Annotated in this window: 18 protein-coding genes; 2 read left to right on the forward strand and 16 right to left on the reverse strand. The window is 50.7% G+C overall.

Going from position 1 to position 23876, the window contains the following annotated elements; translation table 11 throughout:
• Window positions 1-457 precede the first annotated feature (457 nt).
• Window positions 458-694, reverse strand: a complete 237-nt coding sequence (secG, locus tag C7U56_RS02745; RefSeq protein WP_107000428.1) for a preprotein translocase subunit SecG — start codon at window positions 692-694, stop codon at window positions 458-460.
• A 250-nt stretch (window positions 695-944) separates the two neighbouring features.
• Here secG and C7U56_RS02750 point away from each other — a divergent pair, with 250 nt between their 5' ends.
• Together C7U56_RS02750 and C7U56_RS02755 are read left to right on the forward strand one after the other, a co-directional pair.
• Window positions 945-2660, forward strand: coding sequence for a CvpA family protein (locus C7U56_RS02750; protein ID WP_233430159.1), 1716 nt, complete (start codon window positions 945-947; stop codon window positions 2658-2660).
• A 7-nt stretch (window positions 2661-2667) separates the two neighbouring features.
• Window positions 2668-3678, forward strand: coding sequence for a nucleoid-associated protein (locus C7U56_RS02755; protein ID WP_107000034.1), 1011 nt, complete (start codon window positions 2668-2670; stop codon window positions 3676-3678).
• 71 nt (window positions 3679-3749) lie between these two features.
• Here the strand turns inward: C7U56_RS02755 and C7U56_RS02760 are convergent, their stop codons facing one another.
• From C7U56_RS02760 to C7U56_RS02835, 15 genes are all read right to left on the reverse strand, one after another.
• On the reverse strand, window positions 3750-4478 hold the full coding sequence (locus tag C7U56_RS02760; protein WP_107000035.1) for a histidine phosphatase family protein: 729 nt from the start codon (window positions 4476-4478) through the stop codon (window positions 3750-3752).
• An 86-nt stretch (window positions 4479-4564) separates the two neighbouring features.
• The gene (locus C7U56_RS02765; protein ID WP_107000036.1) at window positions 4565-5377 is read right to left on the reverse strand and encodes a hypothetical protein; all 813 of its coding nucleotides are present in this window, start codon (window positions 5375-5377) and stop codon (window positions 4565-4567) included.
• Window positions 5374-6594, reverse strand: a complete 1221-nt coding sequence (locus C7U56_RS02770) for a DUF5716 family protein (RefSeq protein WP_107000037.1) — start codon at window positions 6592-6594, stop codon at window positions 5374-5376. Before C7U56_RS02770 ends, C7U56_RS02765 begins: the two co-directional genes overlap by 4 nt.
• A 27-nt stretch (window positions 6595-6621) precedes the next feature.
• Window positions 6622-10200: a DUF5717 family protein gene (locus C7U56_RS02775; RefSeq protein ID WP_107000038.1), complete on the reverse strand. Its 3579-nt coding sequence runs from the start codon at window positions 10198-10200 to the stop codon at window positions 6622-6624.
• A gap of 586 nt (window positions 10201-10786) precedes the next feature.
• Window positions 10787-15664 (reverse strand): type II secretion system protein, encoded by a 4878-nt coding sequence (locus C7U56_RS02785; RefSeq protein ID WP_107000040.1) that lies wholly within the window; start codon window positions 15662-15664, stop codon window positions 10787-10789.
• 23 nt (window positions 15665-15687) lie between these two features.
• Entirely contained in the window at window positions 15688-16359 is a 672-nt protein-coding gene (locus C7U56_RS02790; protein ID WP_107000041.1) for a PulJ/GspJ family protein, read from the reverse strand.
• 11 nt (window positions 16360-16370) lie between these two features.
• Window positions 16371-16796, reverse strand: coding sequence for a hypothetical protein (locus C7U56_RS02795; RefSeq protein ID WP_146143891.1), 426 nt, complete (start codon window positions 16794-16796; stop codon window positions 16371-16373).
• Window positions 16786-17649, reverse strand: coding sequence for a hypothetical protein (locus C7U56_RS02800; protein WP_107000043.1), 864 nt, complete (start codon window positions 17647-17649; stop codon window positions 16786-16788). Before C7U56_RS02800 ends, C7U56_RS02795 begins: the two co-directional genes overlap by 11 nt.
• 3 nt (window positions 17650-17652) lie before the next feature.
• A complete protein-coding gene (locus tag C7U56_RS02805) occupies window positions 17653-18348 on the reverse strand; it encodes a hypothetical protein (RefSeq protein ID WP_107000044.1) in 696 nt (231 codons plus the stop codon).
• Window positions 18345-18971 carry a hypothetical protein gene (locus tag C7U56_RS02810; RefSeq protein ID WP_107000045.1) on the reverse strand — a complete coding sequence of 209 codons (627 nt, stop codon included), beginning with the start codon at window positions 18969-18971 and terminating at the stop codon, window positions 18345-18347. Before C7U56_RS02810 ends, C7U56_RS02805 begins: the two co-directional genes overlap by 4 nt.
• 12 nt (window positions 18972-18983) lie before the next feature.
• Window positions 18984-20045, reverse strand: a complete 1062-nt coding sequence (locus C7U56_RS02815; protein WP_181357149.1) for a pilus assembly protein PilM — start codon at window positions 20043-20045, stop codon at window positions 18984-18986.
• Window positions 20046-20058: 13 nt separating this feature from the next.
• On the reverse strand, window positions 20059-20835 hold the full coding sequence (locus C7U56_RS02820) for a prepilin peptidase (RefSeq protein WP_107000047.1): 777 nt from the start codon (window positions 20833-20835) through the stop codon (window positions 20059-20061).
• A 118-nt stretch (window positions 20836-20953) separates the two neighbouring features.
• Window positions 20954-21487 carry a pilin gene (locus tag C7U56_RS02825; RefSeq protein ID WP_107000048.1) on the reverse strand — a complete coding sequence of 178 codons (534 nt, stop codon included), beginning with the start codon at window positions 21485-21487 and terminating at the stop codon, window positions 20954-20956.
• Window positions 21488-21894: 407 nt separating this feature from the next.
• Complete coding sequence (locus C7U56_RS02830; protein WP_107000049.1) at window positions 21895-22332, reverse strand: type II secretion system protein; 438 nt, start codon at window positions 22330-22332, stop codon at window positions 21895-21897.
• Between the two features lie 104 nt (window positions 22333-22436).
• Complete coding sequence (locus tag C7U56_RS02835; protein ID WP_107000050.1) at window positions 22437-23660, reverse strand: type II secretion system F family protein; 1224 nt, start codon at window positions 23658-23660, stop codon at window positions 22437-22439.
• Window positions 23661-23876: the final 216 nt, after the last annotated feature.

The raw sequence follows: 23876 nt of genomic DNA on the forward strand, positions 1-23876 counted from the left end.
TTCTCCGGACATTTTCTCTTCCCGCGCTTCTTCTTTCCGCATCGCAAACCGCTGTTCTGCATTTTTCCGGATCGTCTCCAGCATCTCATCCGAGAGCTTCATCTCCGTCTGCTGACGTTTTTCAAACGCCTCTCTTTCTCTCCTGCGATTTTCCGGCATTTTCTGTCCTTCCTCTTTCTGTGAAGCTGCCGCACTCTGCATCTGCGCCTGGCGCTTCTGCTGTTTTGCGTATTTCTGAGCCTCGCTTCTCTTTATTTTTTCCATGATTTTATCAAATATGTTCAAATCTATCTCACTTCTCTTTCTTAATTCACATTCTCGCGCCATTTCCTATGAAAAAAAGCTGCCACGTCCAGCGCTCTCTGCCTCTCACCCCTGCATCTGCTCGGAAACCACCGGCAAATATCAGATTCAGGAAACAGATCCCGCTGCCACGCGACAGCCTCTTAAAGGTTCCTTACAGGAATTTCAAATTCAAAACTAATGCAAGGATCAGCCACAGAATTGCAGCATATTTGGTCAGCTTCTCCAGCTTTCCTTCCATAGAACGGCTTTTATTTCTGCCCCAGTAGCTGTCAGCCATACCGCCGATGGAACCGGACAGACCTGCCGATTTGCCCTCCTGCAGTAGGATTACCGCCGACAGGAATACACAGATAATAATAAATATGATCGTAAGGATCGTCTTGATCATCTTCGCACCTCCTGAATAAACATAGTAATCATAGCATATTTTCGGCGGAAGGACAACTGTTTTTTTCCCGACTTCAACCCGGGAATTTGCCGTATTTAAATGCGAAGCCACGGCAAATTCCGTTACCGGGCTTGATTTTATCTCCCGTCGTGCGATACAATAGAGTTCTATCACATTTACAATCAGCGAAATCCTTTTTTTCATGGGAACAGCTATTTTTTATCATAAAACGAGTCAGGAGGGTTCTATTTTGAAAAAATTCACTTCGGCGTTTGGGCGTCTGTTTCTCTCTGCCGTCCTTATTTTTCTGGTATTCTACACCATGATGCCAGCCATCAACCTGCACGATCACGATTTCATCGTATTTCTGATTATCTGCATTCTGATTGTACTGGCAGTCAACTTTATGGAAAGCATTCTCATATTCCTGAAAACAATGCAGCAAAACCGCGGCGTCGAGATCGTGCGCGACCCGGTAACCGGGCGGATGGTTCTGCGGCGCAAGTACGCCGACGCCTCCGGCAGTCCGTTTGCCGGTTTTAAGGCGATGGGACGCCCGTGCAAATATGGCATGATCGCGATCGCTGTCCTGATCTTCTTTTCCCTGATCGCCTCCGCGGCGGGCATCCAGCTTTTTAATGCGTCCCGCTACCGCGATCTAATCACCGTTACCGAGGGCGATTTTGCCTCAGATGTCGCAGAGCTTGGCATGTCGCAAATCCCGGTCGTTGATAAGGATACCGCCTCCCGGCTCGGAAGCAAAAAGCTCGGTGAGATGACCGACCTGGTCTCCCAGTTTGAGATTCAGGAAAATTACACACAGATCAACTACAAGGGGACACCGTACCGCGTGACGCCTTTGCGCTATGCCGACCCGATCAAGTGGCTGTACAACCAGAAGAAGGGACTTCCGGCATACATTGCTGTCAATATGGTCGATCAGAATACCGATCTCGTCTGGCTGTCCTCCGGCATGAAGTATTCCACCAGTGAATATTTCTTCCGCAATATCAACCGCTACATCCGTTTCTGCTACCCAACACGGATGTTTGAGACGGTCTCCTTCGAGATCGACGACGATGGAAACCCATACTGGGTGGCGCCGACCATCGCCTACCGGATCGGCTGGTGGAACGGCAAGGACATCGACGGCGCGATCCTCGTCAATGCTGAGACCGGCGAATCTAAGTGGTACGCCAAGGCGGATGTCCCGCAGTGGATCGACCAGCTCTATGATTCGAACCTCATCATGGAACAGCTCGACGACAACGGCAGATTCCAGAATGGTTATTTAAACTCTATCTTCGGTCAGCGCGGCGTGCGTCGGACGACCTACGGCTACAACTATCTCGCCATCGACGACGATGTGTGGCTGTACACCGGCATGAGCTCTGTAACCTCAGATGAGTCGAACATTGGCTTCGTCCTCGTCAACCTGCGGACGAAAGAAACGAAATTTTACACCGTTCCGGGCGCCACCGAGCTCGCCGCAATGGATTCCGCGCGCGGACAGGTGCAGCACTTAAATTACAGTGCGACCTTCCCGCTTCTCTTAAATATTTCCGGACGACCGGCATATTTCATTTCCCTGAAAGATGCTGCAGGGCTTGTGAAAATGTATGCGTTCGTCGATGTCGCGCAGTACCAGATCGTCGGCACCGGACAGACGATCGATGAGGCGAAGCGCAATTACCGTGAGACGCTGGGACAGGAGGAAATCGAAGATCCGACTGCCAAGGAACCGGCGGCAAGCGAAACTGTCTCCGGCACGGTCGAGGCGATCGAGAATGTCGTCGTTTCCGGTAACACCTACTACTATTTCACGCTGACCGATGACCGCACCGACAGCGTCTACACCGCTGCGATCACCGTTTCCGAGCGGCTTCCGTTCGTGCAGGCAGGCGACTCCGTTTCCTTTGAGTGCGTCGAGAATGGTTCTACAAAAGAAGTTATAACCTGGAGGTAAGATAACATTGAAAAGTGAAGATATGATTTTAAAGGCAGCCATCGTACACATCCTCGATTCTTCGGTGGGAATCCCGGTTCTCTCCGACCAGAGCATGGAGGTCGGACCCGATTTCTCCGACTTCCTGAAAGCGCATATCGAGAAAATAACGGAAAGTGACGATGTCAAGCACTGTACATTTGCAGAAGGATCCGAGGTCAAAGAGCTGCTGCAAAACTGCACCCCGGATAATTTCGTCGAGACGAGCAAACAGCTCGCCGAGCGCCTCTACGACATCATGAATGCGAATATTGACATTCCAGCCGCCGATGTGGCGATGACCGTGTTCGGCTGCAAGGGCAAGGATTATCTGGCATTCTTAAAGATGAACTACAAGACCTCCTACACACATCAGACCAGGGAAACGGACGGCGGCAACAGCAACGAGATCATTTTACAGCGCGCACTGCTTCCGGGACAGGGACAGCGCCTCTCCGAGGCGTTTGTCCTCGATCTCTCCGACGGCTCCCTGATTCTGGCTGAGAAAAAATATGAGGTCAACGGCGAAAAATGCTTCTATTTCTCCGAGCTCTTCCTCGAATGCCGCGCCCCGCTCTCCCAGAAATCCAAGCTCGACATCGTCACCCGCGCCGTCGATCAGGTTGCCAAAAAATATTACGGCGACGAGAATGCACAGAAAAAGATGGAAATCAAAGACATTATCTGTAATGAATTAGAGGAACAGGGCGAAATCAAGGTATCCGAACTGCGCGAAAAAGTATTTCCCGGAAGCCCGGAGATGCTCGAGGAGCTGGATGAAAAACTCGACCGCTACAACCTCTCCTACGAGACGGTCGCGCCGAAAAATGAGCAGACGATCAAGAAATTCCAGAAACAGAAGCTGTACACTGACACCGGCATCGAGATCTCGATCCCGATGGAAGAATACAGAAATCCCGACCATGTGGAGTTTATCACCAACATGGACGGGACAATCTCGGTGTTGATTAAAAATATAGGGGTGTTGAGCAGTAAATAGCGTCTCACACAAAATTTATTTGTCCGCTGAGTGAAATGATAGCGATACATAATGTTCAAGTCGAACGTCCATCAGTCATGCCGCTGGTCAAACCGTGTATACACCTCACAGAACCGCGCCGCAAACGACGGCTCGCGTCCACCCGCATACAGATGGGAAACATCCCCAAAACTGCTCATGCGGAAGAATGCGACGCCGGAGCGGCGCTCTTCTGTATAGAGCACCGTCACCGACGACGGCGCCGCACAGGTTCCGTGCCAGAGCTGCATCGGAGAGATATTTAAGAGATGGGAAAGCAGGACGCACTCGACGCCAAAATGACAGAATAACACAATCGTGTCCTCATTCGGTGCCACGGCTCGGTAAAACAATCCATTTCTCACATATCCGTGCCGTCTGAGCAGCCGGTCAAGCTCTCCAGTCACCCAGTCGTACTCTTCCTTTACATGGGCGTTCCGAAAGACTTCTGTTTCATGCCAGTGATCTTTATCAAAATACTTCGGCTCCGCCATCCACGCATCCGGCAGCCAGTCCCAGACACAATGCCCGGAATCCTTTCCCGGATGTACCGCCTGGGGAGCAAATTCACGCAGCCAGCTGCAGGTTTCTGCCGTGCGGCAAGCTTGTTTTAAGGTCAGGGACGCCGTGTCCTTCGCACGCCCCAGCGGCGATACATAATAAGCCGCCACCAGAACCGGTGCCAGACGGTCTGCCAGAAGCTTTGCTTCCTCCCAGCCAGCCGGTGTCAGGGAATCAATCGAGTAATCAGGATCCGCATGGCGGACAATCAGAAGGCGCATAGGAATACTCCTTTCGTAAAGAAATGGTAACTAGGAATGATCTTGATGACCGGGTATACCTGGAAAGGACACTGGCGCGAGCAAAATTAGAGCATCTTCCGATACTCCTGCTTCCACCCATTTAAAAGTTCTCCCGCACTCTCCATCCGCCGGACCGGATTGCGGTCAAACATCGTTTCGACCATGCGGACATTCCCGCACTTCTCTGCGGTCTGGTTCGCCTCGTCGAGTTCCCGTTTCCAGATCTCCTTCTGTTCCGGCGTCATCGCAGCCGCATGGCGCTCCTTAAGCTCCAGCTTCGGGTCAATCAAGGCAAGCTGGTACAGGTGCTTCAGCATCTCCGGGCTCTTGTCGAAATTGTACGCCATTTCATAAGCGGTAAACGCTTTCTCAAACCAGAAAATCCCGGCATACGCTGCCCCGATATTGTTCCAGATCTTCGCGGTAAATTCGTCAGTCAGCGATTTGACCCGCCAGTCCTCCAGAATCCGGTTGTAGTAATAGATCGCCGTCCCAAACTGCCGCAGGCGGAAATAGTAATCCGCCGTCTCCTTCCGGAACTCCGCCGCATTCATTTTTCGAAATGCCGCCAATTTCTGGCGGTACGCTGCAATCTCCTTCGCCGTATAATAACAGCACTCCTGCAGAATCACGATCGGCAGCTCGTCCTGATTCTCGCCGCTGTGCTGCCATGCCTCCAGTTTGCCGGCCAGAAACGAAAGACCCAGCTCCGAACGGATAAACTCAATCAGGCGGTCATCCACAAATCCATCCAGCACCAGAAGCGGATTCTGATAAATGACATAACACAGCTCCTGCGACGATGCGATATGGACGCCCAGCTGTTCTATGTAAAAAGGATGTCGAACCGGCTCCTGCCGGCAAAGTATCAGACTCATAATGAAACCTCTTGTTTAATCATCCGGTTTGTCGCCGGAAACAATTCTCCAAATCCCAAATCACGTATCATGACGATCATCGTGTCTTCCCCGGTAAATCCAAATGCCATCTCGATCCGGGTCGTCCGGTCCGGGCGTTTCGGGAATCCCTCGAGCGGAATCTTCACCGTCTTCTTTTTGCGCGGTTCCAGCGGCTGGAGTGAAAATTCCACCTCCGGCGTGCCCGACACAATAAATTCCGCCGTCATTTTCGTCTCATACCAGCTGTCCCCGGCGGATGCCAGCACCAGCTGTCCCTCTTTCTCACGCTCCTGAATCTTTAAGGAAACCGTTGTTTTCAGCCGCCCCTCACAGATACAGGTAAAATGGTACGCACTCTGCGCTTCACAGAGATCTTCCGAGCGGATCAGCGCCCCTCGGGTAAATACATCCATCTCCGCAAACACCCGGCGCCGTTTGCAGATCTGCTGCATAAAATCTGACGCCCAGTCCGTCTGTGCAAATCCCCTGCCTGTCAGGATGATCGCTGAAAACAGGCGCTTCTGCAGCAGCCGTTCCGCACAGGAGGAAAGAATCCTGTCTGCCATCTGGATGCCCGCGTCGCTGTCCAGCACATTTAAGTGGAACGACTCCTCCAGCTCCTCCTGATCCGCGACCACCTGCATCTGGCGCAGCCCGCGCTGCACTCTCAATTCATAATAATGAAGACCATTCTCCGAAAGCTCAAACATTCCCACCTGATTGCTCCAGACTTCCCGTTTCTGGCTCATCACGTAATATACAAAGCTCTCCGCGTGACTGATCACATGCACCCGGCTCCGGTCGATTTCCAGAAAATCGGCACAATACATCAGGCAGTCCAGCAGCTTTACCTCAAGCTTTGGCACCGTGATCACCAGGTTTTCTATCTCTTCTTTTCCGGACGCCTGTCTGGGAATCGCAAGCACCTGCTTCAGGAACATTTTCAGCAGATATAAGCCCTCGTAGCGGACGCCGTCGATCGTAGCGGTGCCGTCCTTCATCGCCAGGGAAAGCAGCTTATCTTCCACCACCATGCCCTCTAACGCGCCCCCGGCACTCTCCTCCGCCACCCGCCAGACATCCGAATCCGGTTCTTTTCCGATCCGGGTCGGAAAAGACCAGATCGTATCCTGACCCTGACAGGATATATGTGTGCATGAATCGCACAGATCCATGCCAATTATAAGTCCATTCATCTATCGTTTGTCCGTCTGTCCCTTTCCTCAGACGATCGGGAAAAGTGCGCTTACCGCCGCATCTCTCTTCTGGTACTCCCGCATCTTTTCCCGAAGCGCCGTCTCGTTATTTACTTTTAAAGAAAGACTCATCTCATTGAGCGCCGCAAACCGGCTTTCCCGGCTGCGTCCCGGAATCTCCCGGCAGGAAATCTCTCCCTTTTCTTTCGTCTTCCGGACGCCGTCCTCTTCCTCTTCGATCTGATATTCCAGCGTCTCGCCCTCAAAAATCACCTTTTCACGGATGTAAATATCCCGGTAAACAAGACGCATTTCCTCATAGTGGAACTCTTCCTCCTGCGGCAGAATCCGCAGCCGCAGATACGGGCGCACCGCCCGGTTTCCGTGATACTCGATGATTTCTTTATCTAAAATATTGCCCGGGATATGGATAAACCGCGCCAGATCCTTAAAATAGGCAAAAATCATGCCCGCATCTAAAAGCACGTCCACCACCGACTGGCACAGACGCCGCTGTTCCTCCGAAAGCTCCGGCAGCGTCGCATAATACTTTGTCAGCGCCAGCAGATAAATATCCGGGATCCGCTCCCGATCAGAGCTTCCCTGCACAGCACCCTCCAAAAATGCGAACACCTTGTCGTCCGTCGGACGGTTTTCCAGAAAATATTCCACGCTCTTGACCGTAAAATACGCGCGCACGATATTTTCCCCGGTTTTCTTGCGTGACGCATAAAGCTCGAACACCCGGTCTAACTTTGCTGTATTGCCGGTAAAGAGCATCTGCGCCACCAGCCGTTCCTCCAGATCATACGTCTCCACCCGGAGCCGCAGTCCCTGCATCAGGACACGGTACATCTGGTCCACCGTACCGTTGAAATGTTCGCAGAGATAATCGAGAATCACACTGTCCGGCTTCTCGTGTTCAAAGACATACCAGGTCAGATAAAGCAGGTGGTCATCCCGGTCAAAGAGATTTTGAAGCAGCATTCTCCCGCAAAGCCGCAGCAGCAGATTGACCGGCAGACCTTCCAGACCATACCGGCACACCATCTCATAGGCCTCGCTGAAATGCCCGCACCGGATCAGTGTCCCGCAGACGCCGTTTCTCTCATCCCGCGTCAGCTGATCCTTATCAAGGCTCAGAAGGTAAGAAACACTTCCATCCCTTTTCGCATCCTCAGTCCCGTCCGCCATCGTCTTGTAATACCGCACGATCGCTGACAGCACCTTTGCCCTAAACAGCGGATGCAGCTCCATCTTCTGATCCGCGTGCTCCAAAAGGATCGCATCGTCCCCGGTCAGCACCTCCTTGCGGCAGGCTTTTGCACACGCATTCATAAAGAGGAACGGGTGCATCGGATTCATTTCAAAACAGGTCTGTATAAGTTCCTCCATATCCGTAAATACCGGCTGGATGGCGCAATTTACCCGCGCATACCGCGTCTCATTTTCATCCTGGAATAGAACCAGATCGCGCTCCGAAAACAGCGGCACATACGCCGTGCCCTCGTTCAGCACATACGCGTCCTCCGTCATCTGCTCCTCATGGCGCACCACCACGTATTTCATCGCCGGTTCCCGGCATTCTACCCGGCAGGATTTCAAAATCCCCGGCAGGACACGCGCCATCTGCGTATCGATCAGTTCCGGATAGATCAATTTCCGGTACAGGACCGCCAGGGCACCGTCTATCCGTTCCTTGAAAAGCTGATCCACCGCAAACTCTTCCATCGCCCGCTCGTACATCCGGTAAATATCCGAATCCGGCGTTCCATAGGTAAGAAGGTTCGCATAAAGCTTCGCCTGTGACCCCGCATCCAAATTTGCCGAATACGAAAAGTATAAAAACACCTCCCGCGACATCAGGCGGTCATAATTCTCCGGCATCGCATATAAATAATATTCATACAGGCGCGTCAGGCTCAAATCTGCCTCCAGCGCCCGGCTATACCATTCAAAACAGGCTGTCTCCCGGCAGTCTCCCCGGATCAGCATTGCACAGAGCGCCTCCAGAATCTCCGTCTCCGGATACAGCCCGTAAAGTTCCGTCAAAAGACGTCTGTAAAACTCCCGGTACGAACGGGACGCACGCACTACCCGGACCGCCGCCAGTGCCAGCTCGCGGCTGATGATTTTCCGGCGTGCCCCATAGTACAGGGCATGAAGCTCAAAATTGCCCGCATTGTCTAAAAGGATCGGATCACTCTCCAGAAGTTTCAGTCCCGCCGCATAGAGGAATGGGCTGTGACAGCCGTCCTTAAACTCCTGCTCCATGCTGATCAGCACCGTAACCGGATTTTTCTGCAATTCCTCATCCAGACGCAGAAGCATCAGATAATAAAACAGGCTGCTGCCCGTCTCCTCCGACGCATACTGCTGCAGCAGGCGGATCAAAGTGTCCTTCTGCTCGGCATTGCCGGTCAGCGTCACGTACAGATAGCGGTACAGGCAGTTAAGCTTCCGGTCGCCCGATATTTTAAGCGCCGCTGAATCCTGCAGCTCCTTTAAAATCGTCTGCGCTTTCTCGCGCCGATCAGTCAAAAGGTATAATTCCGCCTGCAAAAGCCGCAGTCCCGCGTCATAGTGCGTCATTTTCATCAGATCCAGCTCCCGCTGCATCTGGTGAACCGCCTCCGTGCCGCCGATCCCATTTTCATACGCCAGACGGGCAGTCAGATAATTTCCAAGCTCTTTCTGGAATGACATATGTGCCCGGTCGCATCCGCCCGCATCGGCAGCCGATGCCTCGATCGGGATCCGCACGGTTTCTCTGGCAGTGTGAATCAGGACGGCACCGAAATTCTTTCCGGCATGCAGCCGTTCCGCCAGAATCCGTACCGGAAGACGGAGCAGACCATCTTCAAAATCCGCCTGCGTCGCACTCTTCTTTGGCAAATGGAGGAACTCGCCGTCTGCCGTCACCTCCAGGTACACACTGCCCCAGTTATCCATCCGGATCTCGATGGTGTCCTCAACGCTTTCAGCCAGATCGGTATATATGCGCGCCTTGCCCGGGATCGTCAGACTGACCGGCTTTTTCACGCCCAGTCCAACCAGAAATTCTTCCATAAAATTTGCCCGGCTGCCGTGCCCCTTCAGGCCGTCATAGAGTGCGCGCACATGCAGATCCTGCATAAACGGCACTTCCACAAAATCCGGGTACTCCAAAAGCCGGAGCGCCGTCTCCATATCATTTTCCGCGACGTGCAGAAAATCTTCCGCCGTTTTCAGATCACCTAAAGTCTTCCCGGCGTCTGCCACCTCGACGTGAAACTCATACGGAATCTCCTCTTCCCCGCAGTTTGTCACCAGATAAAAAGAACCCGTGATCGTGTCGCCTGCCGTCAGGAACGAAGTGTCCACTTCATATACGATCCGGCACCGAAGTCCGCCAAACGAATTGTTATCCCCTGGAATCCGCACCCGCAGGTTCGAGGAATACACAAATCCCTTCACACTTAATCCATTTTCGCTCCCGATCCATAAATTTCTCTGCACCAGGGTATTCATCCGCAGCGTCTCGTCTATCTTTTCAGGCGACCAGGTCATCTTCGGCTGTTCCGAATCGATGATTCCCTTCGCCAGCCGGTTAATTCTCTCTTTCATTCCTATCACCTGCCGTTTCATTATCCTGTCCCGGTAACTGCTTCGTCTTCCCACAGTTCCGTCGGTTCGAAATCTCGTACCTTATATCATACCATATTTTGTCTGCATTTACATCAGGGAATTGGAGAATTTCGCTGATTGCCCATCCGGCATTTTTTTCAAGTCGAACGTCCGTGAGACTTGGCGCGTGATTCTGGTCAGCGAAGCTGACATATTCGTTGCTGTTCACTTATACTGTTCTCAGCAACGGGATTTTGCCGATGCTTCGCATTCCAAATCGGCAAAATCTGCTGCCAGAGCTGTATCGTACGGAATTTTCAGTTCAGAAAATTCCTATATGCAAGTAAAACACTTATTCTGTGCAGAATCACTGCGCATCCTCGCGGAGCGTTTATCTCAGTCGGAGACCCAACTCCCACTGAGACAAATTTGCTATTACTCACCACCTGAAGAGGTGGGAGTCTTCTCGACTGAGATAAAAACAAGCGCTATCCTGCCTGCCGGGCAAAAATTTGATGGTTCCGCCCGGTATGTAAAATAGCGCCTGTTTCCAGTTTTCAATCGTTTTCTAATTTTTCTTAATTTCCTAATCCCAGTCGCCCACATACAGGCGTGTGCCAGTCTGCCAAACTGTTGGTTCATAGATCGTCCAAATTGGATATGGATATGCTTTTCCTTGCAGAGAATAATCTATTACAATCGTCTGATCAACGCCATTTGTGCCTGTTTTGGAGGACAGGTCAGCGGCACTCGTCCTAGTAATACTGGAATAGCTGCCCTTTACAGAGCTGCCGTCCACATAAGGTACACCGATGATTGCGTCGCTTAGCTTTGGCAGATACCAGCATTCTTCCGGGACCGAAAGAATGTGGGCGTCCGGCCACCACCACCAGATATCGTTCAACAGGCCAATATAGTGTCCAAGGAACATTGAGGTTCCAGCCGCTTTCACACTTCCTGTTGTATAGCAGTTTGAAAGAACCAGTTTTGCAGAATCATATTTTCCAAATAAACCACCTGCGATGGCATTATATGTTTTTCCACACACATCCGCTGCACTGAAACTCCGTATTACCGAAATCGGACCATACATCCTTCCCACCAGACCTCCGGCACACCGGCCGCCTGACACATTCTTTCTATCTGACAGCACTTCCGCACCACTTTCCGTATAACCGTAAGGGCGGTTCCGTCCGCCGACATAACTGTTTTCAATGCTGAATTCTTTCCCGGCAGTTCCGCCATTCTGGTTGTTTTTCAGATATCCATACAAACCTCCAGCGGTTTCAGTTGTATCCACATATCCAGAGAAGAAACTGTTTTCCAGCTTCATCTGACCAGAGCTCTCGGCAAAGCCGACCAGACCTCCGCTATCATCAGTTCCCTGTATCCGTGCATTTTTTCCTGAAACATATACGTGATTCATCACTAAATCACTTACTTTTGCCTCCCCGATCAAGCCTCCGGTTTTTCCTCCGCTTATTTGCAGCGTCGGTGCATCTACAACTACATGTTCGAGTGTCAGACTGCCATTATTCGCGCTCCCAACCACCGCGCCTGTTGCCATAGTTCCAGAAATCCGGGACTTTTCTCCATATATATGGATATTTTTAATCGTTAGATAGCTGTCCGCCGAAGTACCTGCCTGTGCCACTAGCCCTGCTGTATTCTGCTCCTGACAGGAAATGTCCGGATCCTTCAGATTCAAGTTTGATATCGTCAGATGATCCGTCTTCTGAAACAAAGCTGCACCATCCCGGGCAACAGGAGTTATCTTTAACCCTGCAATCGTATAGCATTCACCCAGTTTTGCTTTTTCTTTCTCATCCACTTCCGCATTATAAGAGATAATATCCGGGTTGTTAATCGGCCAGAAACTTCCACCTACATAATTGGAATTTCCCGGACTGTAGATCGTCATATTTCCGTACGCAGCTTCCACCTCTTTGCAATACGCTTCCGTCTGTGAGATAATCGAATCATCCTCCTGCCAGAGAATATTATCAGTCTGGATAACCCGTGTAATCTTTAATCCCCCATAGTCTTTTCCGCAGAAATTCAGATTCTGCAGATGACGCCCATTGGCAACCTTAACCGTATAGGTATCCGTTCCATCATCATTGGGTTCAATTACATCGGCAAAACAACTGTTGAACTTATATGAGAGCCTTGTATTTTCTGTCGGTGGATAGCCATCCTCGCTCAATTTTACGGTAACATTTTCTCCATTTATGTAACCGCCCGGCTGATAACCTTCCCCGGTACCCAGACTACAGAAATTTCCACCCTCGCGTGATAAATCATCCAGATAGAAACGCAATTTCAACTTTTTCTCTTCCGTTATGCCTATTTCAAAACGATTTACCCTGTTTTTGTCGGCAAATCTCGTCCAACTGCCATTTGCCTCATTTTTTACACAGCTGGCAGCTTTCTCTTCCGTATCTACAAAGCAAAATTTTGATCCCATTCTCAGAGTATTTTCCTGCAAATCACCCGTATTGACTTGGAGAACATACCACATCGTTTTACCGCTCAATTCGCCGGTAATCGAAAATATCAGATGTATTCTCTGATTTTCTTCAAGCGGAGACGGAGAGACATAATCGATATACAGCCTGTTTCCAGTATGCAGCGCCTCTTCGTTCTCTTCCTTGTCCCAGTCCCCGACATGGTTATTCAGAAACCAGGAAAATCCCTTTGAAGCGTTCTGCGCAGCAAGTTTTTCCGCTACTTTCTGGATCGTCGGCATCGGATAAATCGATATTTCTGCTTTCTTTAATTCTGGATCATACGGATATGTATTCTCGCTGTCTGCACCCGTTCCCTCAGCACCAAACAGTTCTGAAAGCTCTTCTGCGTATGCGAGCACATACTTCTCATTCACCTTACTGCACACATAACAGCCCGGATAAACTGATTTTTTGTTTGTTCCCGTACCGCTCCTCTCCGACGGCAGCCTTCCATCCGTTCTATTTGCATAATCATAGAACGCAACAAACGCAGGTGCTTTCAGCGCCGGATTCTCTGTTTCATCCGCTGCCGTTCCGCTTCCATTTTCCGTTTCATCCGATTTTTTCTCAGCCGTCGGCGAATACACCGACGCCGACACATATGTATTCGCTATCTGACTGTCTGCCGGAAGCTGTGCGGCGAGACCCCCTGCAAATCCGCCGGTATATGCCGCTACGTTATAACGTCCGGTAAGATTCTCAAAGGCTGTATTGGCGTTTGCCCCATTCCCTGGTTTTTGGGAGGTATCAAACTTCTTGTTTGCTGTATGACCGCCGACATAACAGCTCTGAATCTGCACCGTGGAACCGCTTGCGGCGGCTGCAGCTGCTGCTTTCTCAGCAGTTCCGACCAGACCGCCGGCATACATACCTTCCACATAGAGTGCCGCTGCGCTGTCGGTCAGGGAAATTTTTCCCTTTGCCGTGCCGATCAGGCCGCCCGCCGTTCCCTTTAAAGCGCGGATCCGGTATTTGCTTTCTTCCTCCTGCTTCAGATCTGCCGCTTTTTCTGTGCTGCTTCCCAGCTTATCACGGAAATGATTCTCCGCCAGCGCATCCTGGACGGTCAGGCTGCCGCCCTCAAATGTGCCGATCAACGCACCGGCAGAAGCGCCGGTCTGCTCTGCCTGCACCTGCGGATATTCAATCTGCACATTTTTAATTTTCACCGTTGCCCGATTCGTAGTTCCCCGGGAATCCGTTCCCGGCGTCACCGCACCGATCAGAGCACCTGCACTCGCCTTCGTCCGGACCACCGGCTGGCAGATCAGCAGATTTTTAACACTCATATCCTGCGTTACCGTTCCAAACAGTCCGCCCGTCCCATCTACTGCTGTGATTGAACTTGCCGTCGTTTTTCCCACCTGCAGACCATCAATCCGGTATGTATTTCCCTGATAATCCAGTGGATACGGCAGACTAAGCGGAAGATAGCTTCCCGCCTCCGTGGTATATGCCTGTGCCGTCGGGTTCGTCCGATCTGCATTCGTTTGATCCGTCACCCGGTAGGCAATCGAGATGGTTTCCGCATTCTGATTCAAAAAATTCGAGCCAAATGCCGTATGCAGCTTCGCCACATGTCCGCAGTAACCGCTCTCGTCCGCAATGTTTTCTCCCGCTTTCCAGGTCAGATCACTATTCTGCATCGCCGTAACCGTTTTGGATGTAGTCACCGCCCCAGTGTACAGCTGATCCGGATCCCAGCCTGAAACCCGCTCATCCAGATTTTCCAGATGGCGGAAGCTGCCAATCTCCGCGCTTCGGTCCGTACTGATCGATGCAAAGAGGCTGCTGCCGGATTCTATATTGCTCGTCTTAACCTGCGAAAGCGCTTCATTGTTGAAAACCTGCGCGTACACAAAGATATTTTCGCCCGGAATAAAGGAGGCAAAACCCCTTTCATCCTGCTGAAATGTCATATCCGTCTGTGTCGGCTGGTTGAAATCTATAAATTTGAATCCTGTACTTGTGCCCGTGCCGGCTGGCGCCGCTATGTCATCCAGAATGACCTGATACGTTCCATCCGAATTGCCCGAAGCTCCGGACACCTTCGCCACACGCGCCGAACGGCCGGTTCCCGGGGGATTGATCTCGATGTATCCGGTTGTACCGCTCTTTTCTCCCTTTACAAACAGGCTCAGCGAATGTTCATTTTTATTCGGATCCCCGATTTCCGCATATAAAATATCATCATTCACCAATTTCACTGTCGGTGCCTCGAATTTCTCCACCGGCAGTTCCGGAACTTCCAGATTTCCTGATGCGTAATATCCGATCGGCAGCTTCTGATCCTTATAATTGGAGTTAGCACCCGTAAACCGCTCCCGTTTTCCGGCATCAGACGCCGCCGCCAGAAGTGCCTCGCTTCCGATATCTGTCTGCACAAACTGATAATGATCCGAATACCACACCTCGCGGACCAGTCCTGCCTCCGGATCATAGAAAATAAGATAGCTCCCGTCTCCACGGACAGTCTCATCAATCGATCCAAATGGAAGAAGACGCTGCCGGATCTCCTCGTTCACATTCGCAGACACCAGCGCTGCCTCACCGCCAGACTCTTCTTGTTCCGATTCAGGCTGCCCTGCCTGTTTTTCCGGCACATAGAGAACCGCGTAGATATTTCCCTCTTTCTCCTCTGCCATCACTGTATTTTCTACCGAAATTCCCAGCTTTGCCTGCTTTTGATCGTCCGAAAATTCCCCCTGTGCCTCCATATGGAGCAGACGCGGAATCGTCCCATTGGAGACTTCCAGTGTCAGATGATTCTGCGCCGCCAGAAAGATCTCCTTCGCCGTCTGATCCATCTCCAGACGGCGGAGCTTTCTTTGGTAATGAATCACCGCAACAAAAGAAAGACTGGCAAGAATACCGACAATCGCAATCACCGTCAAAAATTCCGCCAGCGTAAACGCCGCCCTTCTCTTCTGTTTGTTCTGTCTCTTCTGCTCCATCTGTCCTCGTTCCTCTTTTAATTTTATTTCTGATCCAGGTTGACCGCACGCACGATCAGGTTAATCGGCTTTACCACCGCTTTCCGGGAAGTTCCCATCGTATCTTTTTTCCGGTAGATCGCCAGATTTTGAACCGTAAAGCATGCTGTCTCCTCCGAATAGGTATAGCCGTCAAATGCCGTATAGTATTCATCCGAAATCGCCGCCTGCGTCAGCAAGGATATCTTATTATACGCATCATCGTAAGTATAATCCCCATACCATTTTTCAATGCCCGTGCCAGACCAGTCTGTCGCACTGAAGTGCAGCCACAGGTGGCCGTTTCCACTCCGCAAAAGAGGTGTTACCAATTCTCCTGTTGCGGAAGTCCCGGCAGAATTTTTCACTTCCAGCGCATTCGCAAATTCATCGGTCATCAGCTGCGCCGTGAGCGACAGCGCCTGCTCTGCATCTGCCTGTTCCTGCGTCCTCTGGTAAACATTTTTTACCATCATCACGCCGCCTCCAAGCACCGTGCCGATCATACCGAGAATCACAATCGCCGCCAGAAGCTCCGTCAGCGTCATACCGTTCTGTGACCGGAGTTTTTTCTGACATACTGAAAAGAGCTTCCGGTGACCCTTGGATGCCGTCTGTTTCTGCTGCCTGCAATGCCTATTTCTGCATCTGCGGCATTCACATCTCTCCTGTCCCATCTCTGTCTCCTCTATCGGTATCTGTAAAGCAGCTCTTGTAAGTTTACCTCTTCCTCTTCTGCATCCGAATCAGCCTGGCTCACATACAGCACGATGGGATACTGTCCCGTCCGGTAATTCGTCTGTGTGCCTGTCTGGTAGGCATTTGACGCCAGGCTTTTCTTCATGCCGCCGGTTCCAGATGCCTCCAGCTCCAGAACATATCTGCCCGACGCCTGTTTCGCTGTCCGGTTGTTCTCCAGCTGATTGCGGCTGTCATAATAGCTCGCCATCTGCTCTTCGCCCTGCCGCAGCATCCTGCCGGACGCCAGAAATGCACTCAGAAACATCGTCATTCCCAGTGCAATCACAAGAACCGATATCAGTACCTCTGTCAGTGTCTCACCCGTACTGGCACGCAGCTTTCTTCCAGCTGCCCATTTCATTCTACTTATCATTCTGCAGCAGCTCCTTCTCTATTGTTCCGTTCTGCCAGCGGATCGTCGTAATGATGGTCGTCGTCGTGATCGTGTAGGAATCGTCGTCGTCCGATTCGTCGTCATCGCCCGGTACTGTGACCGTCTTACGCTCGAAGCTATGTGCTGCTTCCAGCTCCAGCCGTTTCTCGCACCGCTCTTCCTTCCTGTCATCCGCCGTTACTGTATCTGAGATAACCGCCTTGATTTTATAATCATCCGTCATCCACAGACGTACACTGGTCTTTAACGGATCAATCGTGTTCCCGCTCATTCCGTCTTTCTTCACTGACAGGGTAAAATCTTTGTACGCCATTTCTTCCTCCGACGCATCGTCCCTGTCTGCCAGCTTCCGATACTCATTATTTCTATAAATATCCACGATCAGTGAATCGAGAATCGCGCTATTCCCACTCTCTGGGCTTGACAAACCCGAATCCGTTCCATAGAACTTCTGCCACGACGCCTCATTATCCGTGTTTTTCCGGCTGCCGACGTAGTAGCAGTAGAAATCATCCTCATCGTTTTCCTCGTCTTCCCGGCTGTCATGCACGATCACTTCCTTGATCTTGACTATATTTTCCGTCTTCTGCAGTTCATCCCGCAGAAATACCGCCGCCGAGTCCACCGCATACCGCTTCTGATCTTCTCCCGGAAGATTCCGGATCTTACCAGCCGATGCAGAGGCGGACGCCAGAATGATCGACGCGCCTACCCCGCAAAACACAAAAAACAGGAGCGCCGCCATCAAGCTGGCGCCATCCTGATTTTTCATACAGCTGAAAACCCGCTTCCAGATTTCCGGGTGTTTTTCACTGTTCTCTGCTTTTTTCATGCTTTATTCTCCCAGCGCCGCCTCTGCCGCTGTCTCAAGGTCCGAACGCTGCAGGTTCGACACATCCGCATTTGCCAGTCCCGACGGTGCCTGCGTCTCCTCCGGTTCCAGCTCCAGACCTTCCTCCGATTCCGCATCGTAGCGGGTCTCAAAATAGGTCAGCTGGAACGCCACCGCCACTGAGTGGATGCGGATATCCTCTAACTCTTCATTTTCCAGATCTTTATCATCCTGAATGCTCAGATCCTCGATCAGACAGCGGTACGGTCCTTCGACCACCTCATGAAGCATCGAAACAGCGTGATCAAACGAATCCGCCGTAAAAGAAATATTCATCGCGCGGCGGATCTCCATTCCGTCCACCTGCGGCTCTGAATACTGGAAAGTAAAATCATACGCATTCGCAAAAATACGGTTCAGCTCCTCCGTCTCCGTCTTGAAATGATTGTAGGCCGGAACCATCGGCGCATTCGATGTCTTGTTTTCCTCGATCTCTTCCTCCATCTGCCGGATCTGCATCGCTTTCATCTGCTCCAGCTGAATCTGGGCATCCAGCTCCGCCGTGTCCGCCGCCTCAATCCGCCTCTGCACCGGCAGGTAAAATCCGGCATAGTAGCCGCCCGCGATCAGGGCAAAGACTACAACCAGCAGCACTATTTTCTGTGTTTTTGTTAATACATATTTCCCTAACGAATTCATTTTTCTTTGCCCTCTTCTGGTTCGTTAAAAAATACAGCCATTGACACTCCCACCTGCTTCAAGGATGCCAGAGCTCTCTCTTCGCCATCTTTCTTCACTGTTTCCTCCAGCGAAGCGGTCACATAGCGCGCATTCGGATCCGCCTGTGCATCACGGACCAGCTGCGAAAAGAGTGTACCATTGGGAATGGTTCCTTCCAATGACATCTGATCCGAGGTGATCGAAACACTCGAAACTGCCGTCAGCGGGAAAATCTGTGATTTCAGGGAATCCAGCATCATCCGGCGGTCCGGAAGCTTACTCTCTTCCTCATTCAGATACCCATTTCCATAATGCGCGTACTCTGCCAGGACCTCACCGTACACCTCGTTGGATTTCTCCAATGTACGAAGCTCCTTCTCTGTCGCCGCATAAACCGCCTCTGCCCGGTCTGCCTCCTGCAGGGGAAGCATTACGCCAAATCTCGAAAATCCGTAGACAAAAACCATAAAAACGGCAAACGCGCCCAGCTCCGCCGCTATTTTCCCTTTTTTAGTCTGCTTCTGATACAGATTGATGCGCCGTTTTTTCGGATACTTCGGACCGCCAATCTGCATATTCGCGATTGATTTTAAATCAGCCACCGCTCTTCCTCCTTATGCAAGTAATACACCGTATGCCTGTGGGCTGTCGATCCACTCGTCTTCCTCATCCAAAGAGACCTCCGGCAGAAGCTCCGCCACACTCCGCACCGGCAGATCCAGCGTTTCTTTCAGCGCATCAATCAATTCCCCGTATCGTGCGCCTCCGCCGCAATAATAGAGGCTGTCGATCGTATTATTCACATTGTTGAAGCTATAAAAGTTCAAAACTCGCATGACCTGGACGGCGCGGGTCCGGTACTGCTCCTCCAGCACAGCCGCCATCTTTTCTTTGTCGGTCTCCTCGCGGTTTTCTTCCTCCACCTCAATTCCCAGTTCCTGCATCTTGTTCTTATCTCCCAAACGGATCTGCTCGATCTCCTCACAGCCCGGCTCCATGGTACGGGTAATATCATAGATCCCCTGGCGAAAGAAATGGATCCGCAATGCTTGGGTTCCCAGATCGAGAATCGCATAGTCTTTCACAGTTTCCGATTTTTCTGCCCCCTTTGCGTTCTCTTTTTCTTCCTTTTTATGAGGTTCTGCATTCAGCTTTGTCTCCAAAGCCTTCTTCTCATCCGCCATTCTCTCTTCTGCATATTCCAGAATCCATTCCAGTCCCAGCACGGCCGGAACCAGACCGACCAATTTCAAGTGTGCCATCTTGGCCAGTTTTTCAAATTGCTGCGACAGCTCTTTCGTACACGCCGCACCAATCAAATCCATTTTTTCCTGATCCGCATAGATCATCGCATAATCAAAGACGTACTTATCCATCTCGTTTCCGATATAATCATGGAACTCATATGGAAGATTCAGCCGGAGCTGTTCCTCCGTCATCAGCGGCAGCTCAAAGCGCCGCACATACGCATCCTCCTGCCGGATGACAAACACGACGTTCCGGCAGCGGATCGCATACTCCTTCAACAAATCCTTTATTAAATCCGCATATTGACGCATATCGTTCCGGTCGATCCCCTCGACCCGCTCGCTGATAAATTCGCGAAGCTCGCCATTTTCCGCATATGCAATCTTGATACGGTAATGTCCAATCTCAATTCCTAAACAATTCTTCATCTCTGCACTCCCTTTAAAAGAGCCCTGTATACCATTGTGTCCATATATCTCCATACAGCAGCATACAAAAACATGCCGCCGCAATCGCCGGTCCAAACGGAATTTTCTCCCTCCGACCGATGACAGAACCTGCAATTCCCAGCACACAGCTGAGAATCAGGAAAAATAATACCTCCCAGGCGGAACGCATATACAGTCCCGTCACAAAAAAAAGTTTTACATCGCCGCCCCCCAAGCTTTCTTTTCCGGTCAGGCGGTCAAACAGCAGGGAAAGTGCCAGCATACTGACAGCCAGTCCGGCACCGGTCAGAACTCCCCGCAGCATCTGTCTTCCCGGTTCCGGTAAGCCCAGCGCCGTGCCGAAAAAGATCAGGATTCCGGCTATCTGAAGCCGGTCCGGTATGATCCACGCATGCAGATCTGTGAGTGTCAGACATAAAAGCACCATCCAGAGCAGAATTCCCCGCAGTGCCAGCACCGAGACATCGTACCGGTACATAATCAGGCAGCATGCAATTCCTGAAACAAGTTCCGTCCAGAATGCCTCCGCCGGGATCTTCGCTCCGCAATAACGGCACCTGCCCCGCAGGCACAGCCGTGAAAAAAGCGGTACCAAATCCAGTACTCCCAGCACATGACCGCAGGCATCACAGTGGGATCTCCCTTTCAAAACGGACGTTCCGTTTAACATCCGCCCTGCCAGACAGTCTGTAAAACTTCCGAGCGCACAGCCCAGAATAAAAGTAATCATCAAAATGTAAATTGTTAAAAATGTGGTTTGATGCAGCATCAATGGAATATCTCCTGTCCGTACCCATGTTCTGTCTGTTTGTAAATCCCCAATATTTTATATCTTCCAAGATATGTAAAACGCTATCTTTATCTTAAAACGCCCAATTTCATTTCTTTTATTTGGCGCCAAATCCCGGCTTTGGACCAAATGGATTCTGGCTGGTTCCCCCAACTTCATTTCCCTCATAGAAAGGAGCGGTCTGAAGCGGAGACGTATTCGCATATGGATTAGCCGCCGGATTTCCGATGTAAACCAGAATATCTGTACACGGTGTCTTGGCTTCCATCGCCGTCTTCCGGTATTCCTGCCCCAGGTCATTTACCTTCTTTGTTCCACTTCCCTGTGCGTACTCAATGTGCGCGTTCTCTCCCTCTGCCTGACAGACAATCTTTCCCTCTTTTACATTGTATCGGTAATAGCGGTATTGCTTCTGCGGCTGGTTCTCGTAGCGTTCCAGGCTTTCCTTGCTTCCATACAGCATTGCCACGGCCGCCGCCTTCGCCGCACGGACATTCGCCTGATTGGCTGCGATGACCGCTTTTTTCCGCTGTGCCGTAAAAATCGGAATACTGATCGCCGCCAGGATCCCTACGATCGCTATCACCACCAGCAGCTCTGCCAGTGTAAAACCGTGTTGGTTCTTTTTCATTTGCTCACCCACTTTTTATCAAAATGACCTGCTGACTTTGTTTTGATTCGTGCGTTGCAGGTCACGCTTATGTATCTGACAATGAATGGATTTTTAAATCCTGAAAAATTTCTGATGTGAACATCACTTCCATTCTAAACGTTACTGTTCACACACGTGTGCCCAGCAACGGGATTTTGCCGATGCTGCGCATTCCAAATCGGCAAAATCTGCTGCCAGAACTGTATCGTACGGAATTTTCAGTTCAGAAAATTCCTACCTGTGAACAGTTACTTCTAAACCTTCATGCGCCTGGCAGTCAGGTGTACCACCACAAATGAAAGCTCTGGCAGGCGCATTTAGCAAAAATGGATGGGAAAAACCCCATCCATTTTCTCCACGTATGTGGTTATTTATGAACACTAATTTTATTGTTTTCCAACATACAGTTTAATAATCGCACCATTGATTGCATCTTTATCAGTAGATGCTGTTCCATTTTTACTCGGCTCAATTGATACACTAAACAAATCGTACTTTTCTTTTCCATCAACATCATCAAGAGTTTTTTCTGTAGTAGCTTTTTTGTTTCCCGTTACTACAGTAGCCTGTCCTGTACTAATGTCATAATCATATTCAATTTTTGAAGCTGAATCTGCACTGTCTGTCAGATACTGAGCAACCGCTGCCGCCTTTGCTGCTCTCATATTCGCCTGATTCGTAGCCTTTCTAGCCTTGCTCAGCTGTGCCGTAAATACCGGAATCGAGATTGCAACCAGGATGCCCACAATTGCAACAACCACCAACAGCTCAGCCAGTGTGAAACCTTTTTTGTTCCCACGAACTTTCTTGATTAAACCTTTCATAAAATCAATATCCTTGTATAGTATTATATTAATGAACAGAGAATTATCTCTGCGCCATCCAGCCTATGCTGTATCACATTTCACATGTGTGCAGTCAATTACGCTTACATCAGATCGTACATCGTAAAGATAGGCAGATAAATCGACACTACAATGATACCCGCAAAAATCGCAAGCACCACCAGCATCGTCGGTTCCAGCAGTGCCAGAAGCCGCTGAATTCGATAATCCGCCTCGTTGGCGTAATAATCGGCAACATTGTCCAGTGTCTCCTCGAGCTCACCGGTTTCTTCTCCGACGGAACACATATCGACCATCGTCGGCGGGAAATAGTTCTTTCCCTGCAGACATTCCACCAGACTGCGTCCCCGCTCGATTCCTTCGCGCATGGAGCGAACATCCTCGCTCAGAAGTGCATTGTCCATGACCTTCGCCGTCGTGTCAACCGCCTGATTGATCGTGATACCCGCTGCCAGAAGCACCGACATTGTATTGGCAAACTGCGCTGCGCCGTTCATCTGGTTGATCGCGCCCACAAGTGGAAGGGATAACATGATCTTTGCTTTCTCAATCCGTTCCTGCGGCGTATTGCCGTAGACCTGCGAACCAATCTTCAAAAACGCCAGCACCGCCAGCATCAGCAGCCACCACTTCGCGAAGAAATGAGAAGTCGCGATCAGCATCCGCGTCATCAGCGGCAGCGTACCGCCCAGATCGGCAAATACATCTGCCAGTGTCGGGATAACCTTCGCCATGACGATAATCAGGACAACCACCGCAACCGCAACGACAAACAAAGGATAGGTCATCGCTCCCTTGATCTTCTCCGTCGTCTTGTAGGACTTTTCGTAAAACTTCTGAAGCCTGTCAAAGGATCGTTCCAGCGTACCAGACTGCTCGCCTGCCCGGATCGTCTCGATAAATGTGAGCGGAAAACGGTCGCTATACTTTTCCAGCGCCGACGCAACGGTACTTCCTGCAGCTACTTCCTCTGCCGCAGCCCCCAGGATCTTCCGGATCCGCTTGTCCTCATTCTGATCTGCCAGCATACGCATCGCGTGTGCCACTGTCATGCCCGAATGAAGGGTGAGCGCAAACTGTGAACACAGGATCGCCAGCTTCTTCGTCTTGATCCGCCTGCTTCCGATCTCCATTTCCAGGAGACTGCCCTCATCAGGTCTTTTCTTCTCTTTCTTTTGGCTGATGCTCAAAAGAATCGGATAGTTTTCCCGGATTCTGGAAGCGGCTGCCGCTTCACTCTCAGCCTGGAGCACTCCCCGGACTTCTTTTCCATCCCGTCCCAGCGCTTTATATGAAAAATTTGGCATCTCTCATACCTCCAGCCACAGGATTCAGCTGTACGCCATCCGTATGTACATCGCCATCTGCATCCTTTTTATCATTATTTTAACATCTTTGTTTGTTTTTGTAAATATGCCGTCAATCTTTTGGATATTTTATACGAAACACGCATCTAGATCGGCTTTTTTTTGCTATTTTCTCTATACGTGTTTTGTTTTTGCCAATCTATTTTTGTATATATT

Source organism: Clostridium fessum (genome assembly GCF_003024715.1).
Classification (GTDB): domain Bacteria; phylum Bacillota; class Clostridia; order Lachnospirales; family Lachnospiraceae; genus Otoolea; species Otoolea fessa.

What these genes read in the sequence shown, in the direction of transcription:
- secG (WP_107000428.1), bottom strand. Translation starts at nt 694, where the DNA reads ATGATCAAGACGATCCTTACGATCATATTTATTATTATCTGTGTATTC.
- C7U56_RS02760 (WP_107000035.1), bottom strand. Translation starts at nt 4,478, where the DNA reads ATGCGCCTTCTGATTGTCCGCCATGCGGATCCTGATTACTCGATTGAT.
- C7U56_RS02765 (WP_107000036.1), bottom strand. Translation starts at nt 5,377, where the DNA reads ATGAGTCTGATACTTTGCCGGCAGGAGCCGGTTCGACATCCTTTTTAC.
- C7U56_RS02770 (WP_107000037.1), bottom strand. Translation starts at nt 6,594, where the DNA reads ATGAATGGACTTATAATTGGCATGGATCTGTGCGATTCATGCACACAT.
- C7U56_RS02775 (WP_107000038.1), bottom strand. Translation starts at nt 10,200, where the DNA reads ATGAAAGAGAGAATTAACCGGCTGGCGAAGGGAATCATCGATTCGGAA.
- C7U56_RS02785 (WP_107000040.1), bottom strand. Translation starts at nt 15,664, where the DNA reads ATGGAGCAGAAGAGACAGAACAAACAGAAGAGAAGGGCGGCGTTTACG.
- C7U56_RS02790 (WP_107000041.1), bottom strand. Translation starts at nt 16,359, where the DNA reads ATGGGACAGGAGAGATGTGAATGCCGCAGATGCAGAAATAGGCATTGC.
- C7U56_RS02795 (WP_146143891.1), bottom strand. Translation starts at nt 16,796, where the DNA reads ATGATAAGTAGAATGAAATGGGCAGCTGGAAGAAAGCTGCGTGCCAGT.
- C7U56_RS02800 (WP_107000043.1), bottom strand. Translation starts at nt 17,649, where the DNA reads ATGAAAAAAGCAGAGAACAGTGAAAAACACCCGGAAATCTGGAAGCGG.
- C7U56_RS02805 (WP_107000044.1), bottom strand. Translation starts at nt 18,348, where the DNA reads ATGAATTCGTTAGGGAAATATGTATTAACAAAAACACAGAAAATAGTG.
- C7U56_RS02815 (WP_181357149.1), bottom strand. Translation starts at nt 20,045, where the DNA reads ATGAAGAATTGTTTAGGAATTGAGATTGGACATTACCGTATCAAGATT.
- C7U56_RS02820 (WP_107000047.1), bottom strand. Translation starts at nt 20,835, where the DNA reads ATGCTGCATCAAACCACATTTTTAACAATTTACATTTTGATGATTACT.
- C7U56_RS02825 (WP_107000048.1), bottom strand. Translation starts at nt 21,487, where the DNA reads ATGAAAAAGAACCAACACGGTTTTACACTGGCAGAGCTGCTGGTGGTG.
- C7U56_RS02830 (WP_107000049.1), bottom strand. Translation starts at nt 22,332, where the DNA reads ATGAAAGGTTTAATCAAGAAAGTTCGTGGGAACAAAAAAGGTTTCACA.
- C7U56_RS02835 (WP_107000050.1), bottom strand. Translation starts at nt 23,660, where the DNA reads ATGCCAAATTTTTCATATAAAGCGCTGGGACGGGATGGAAAAGAAGTC.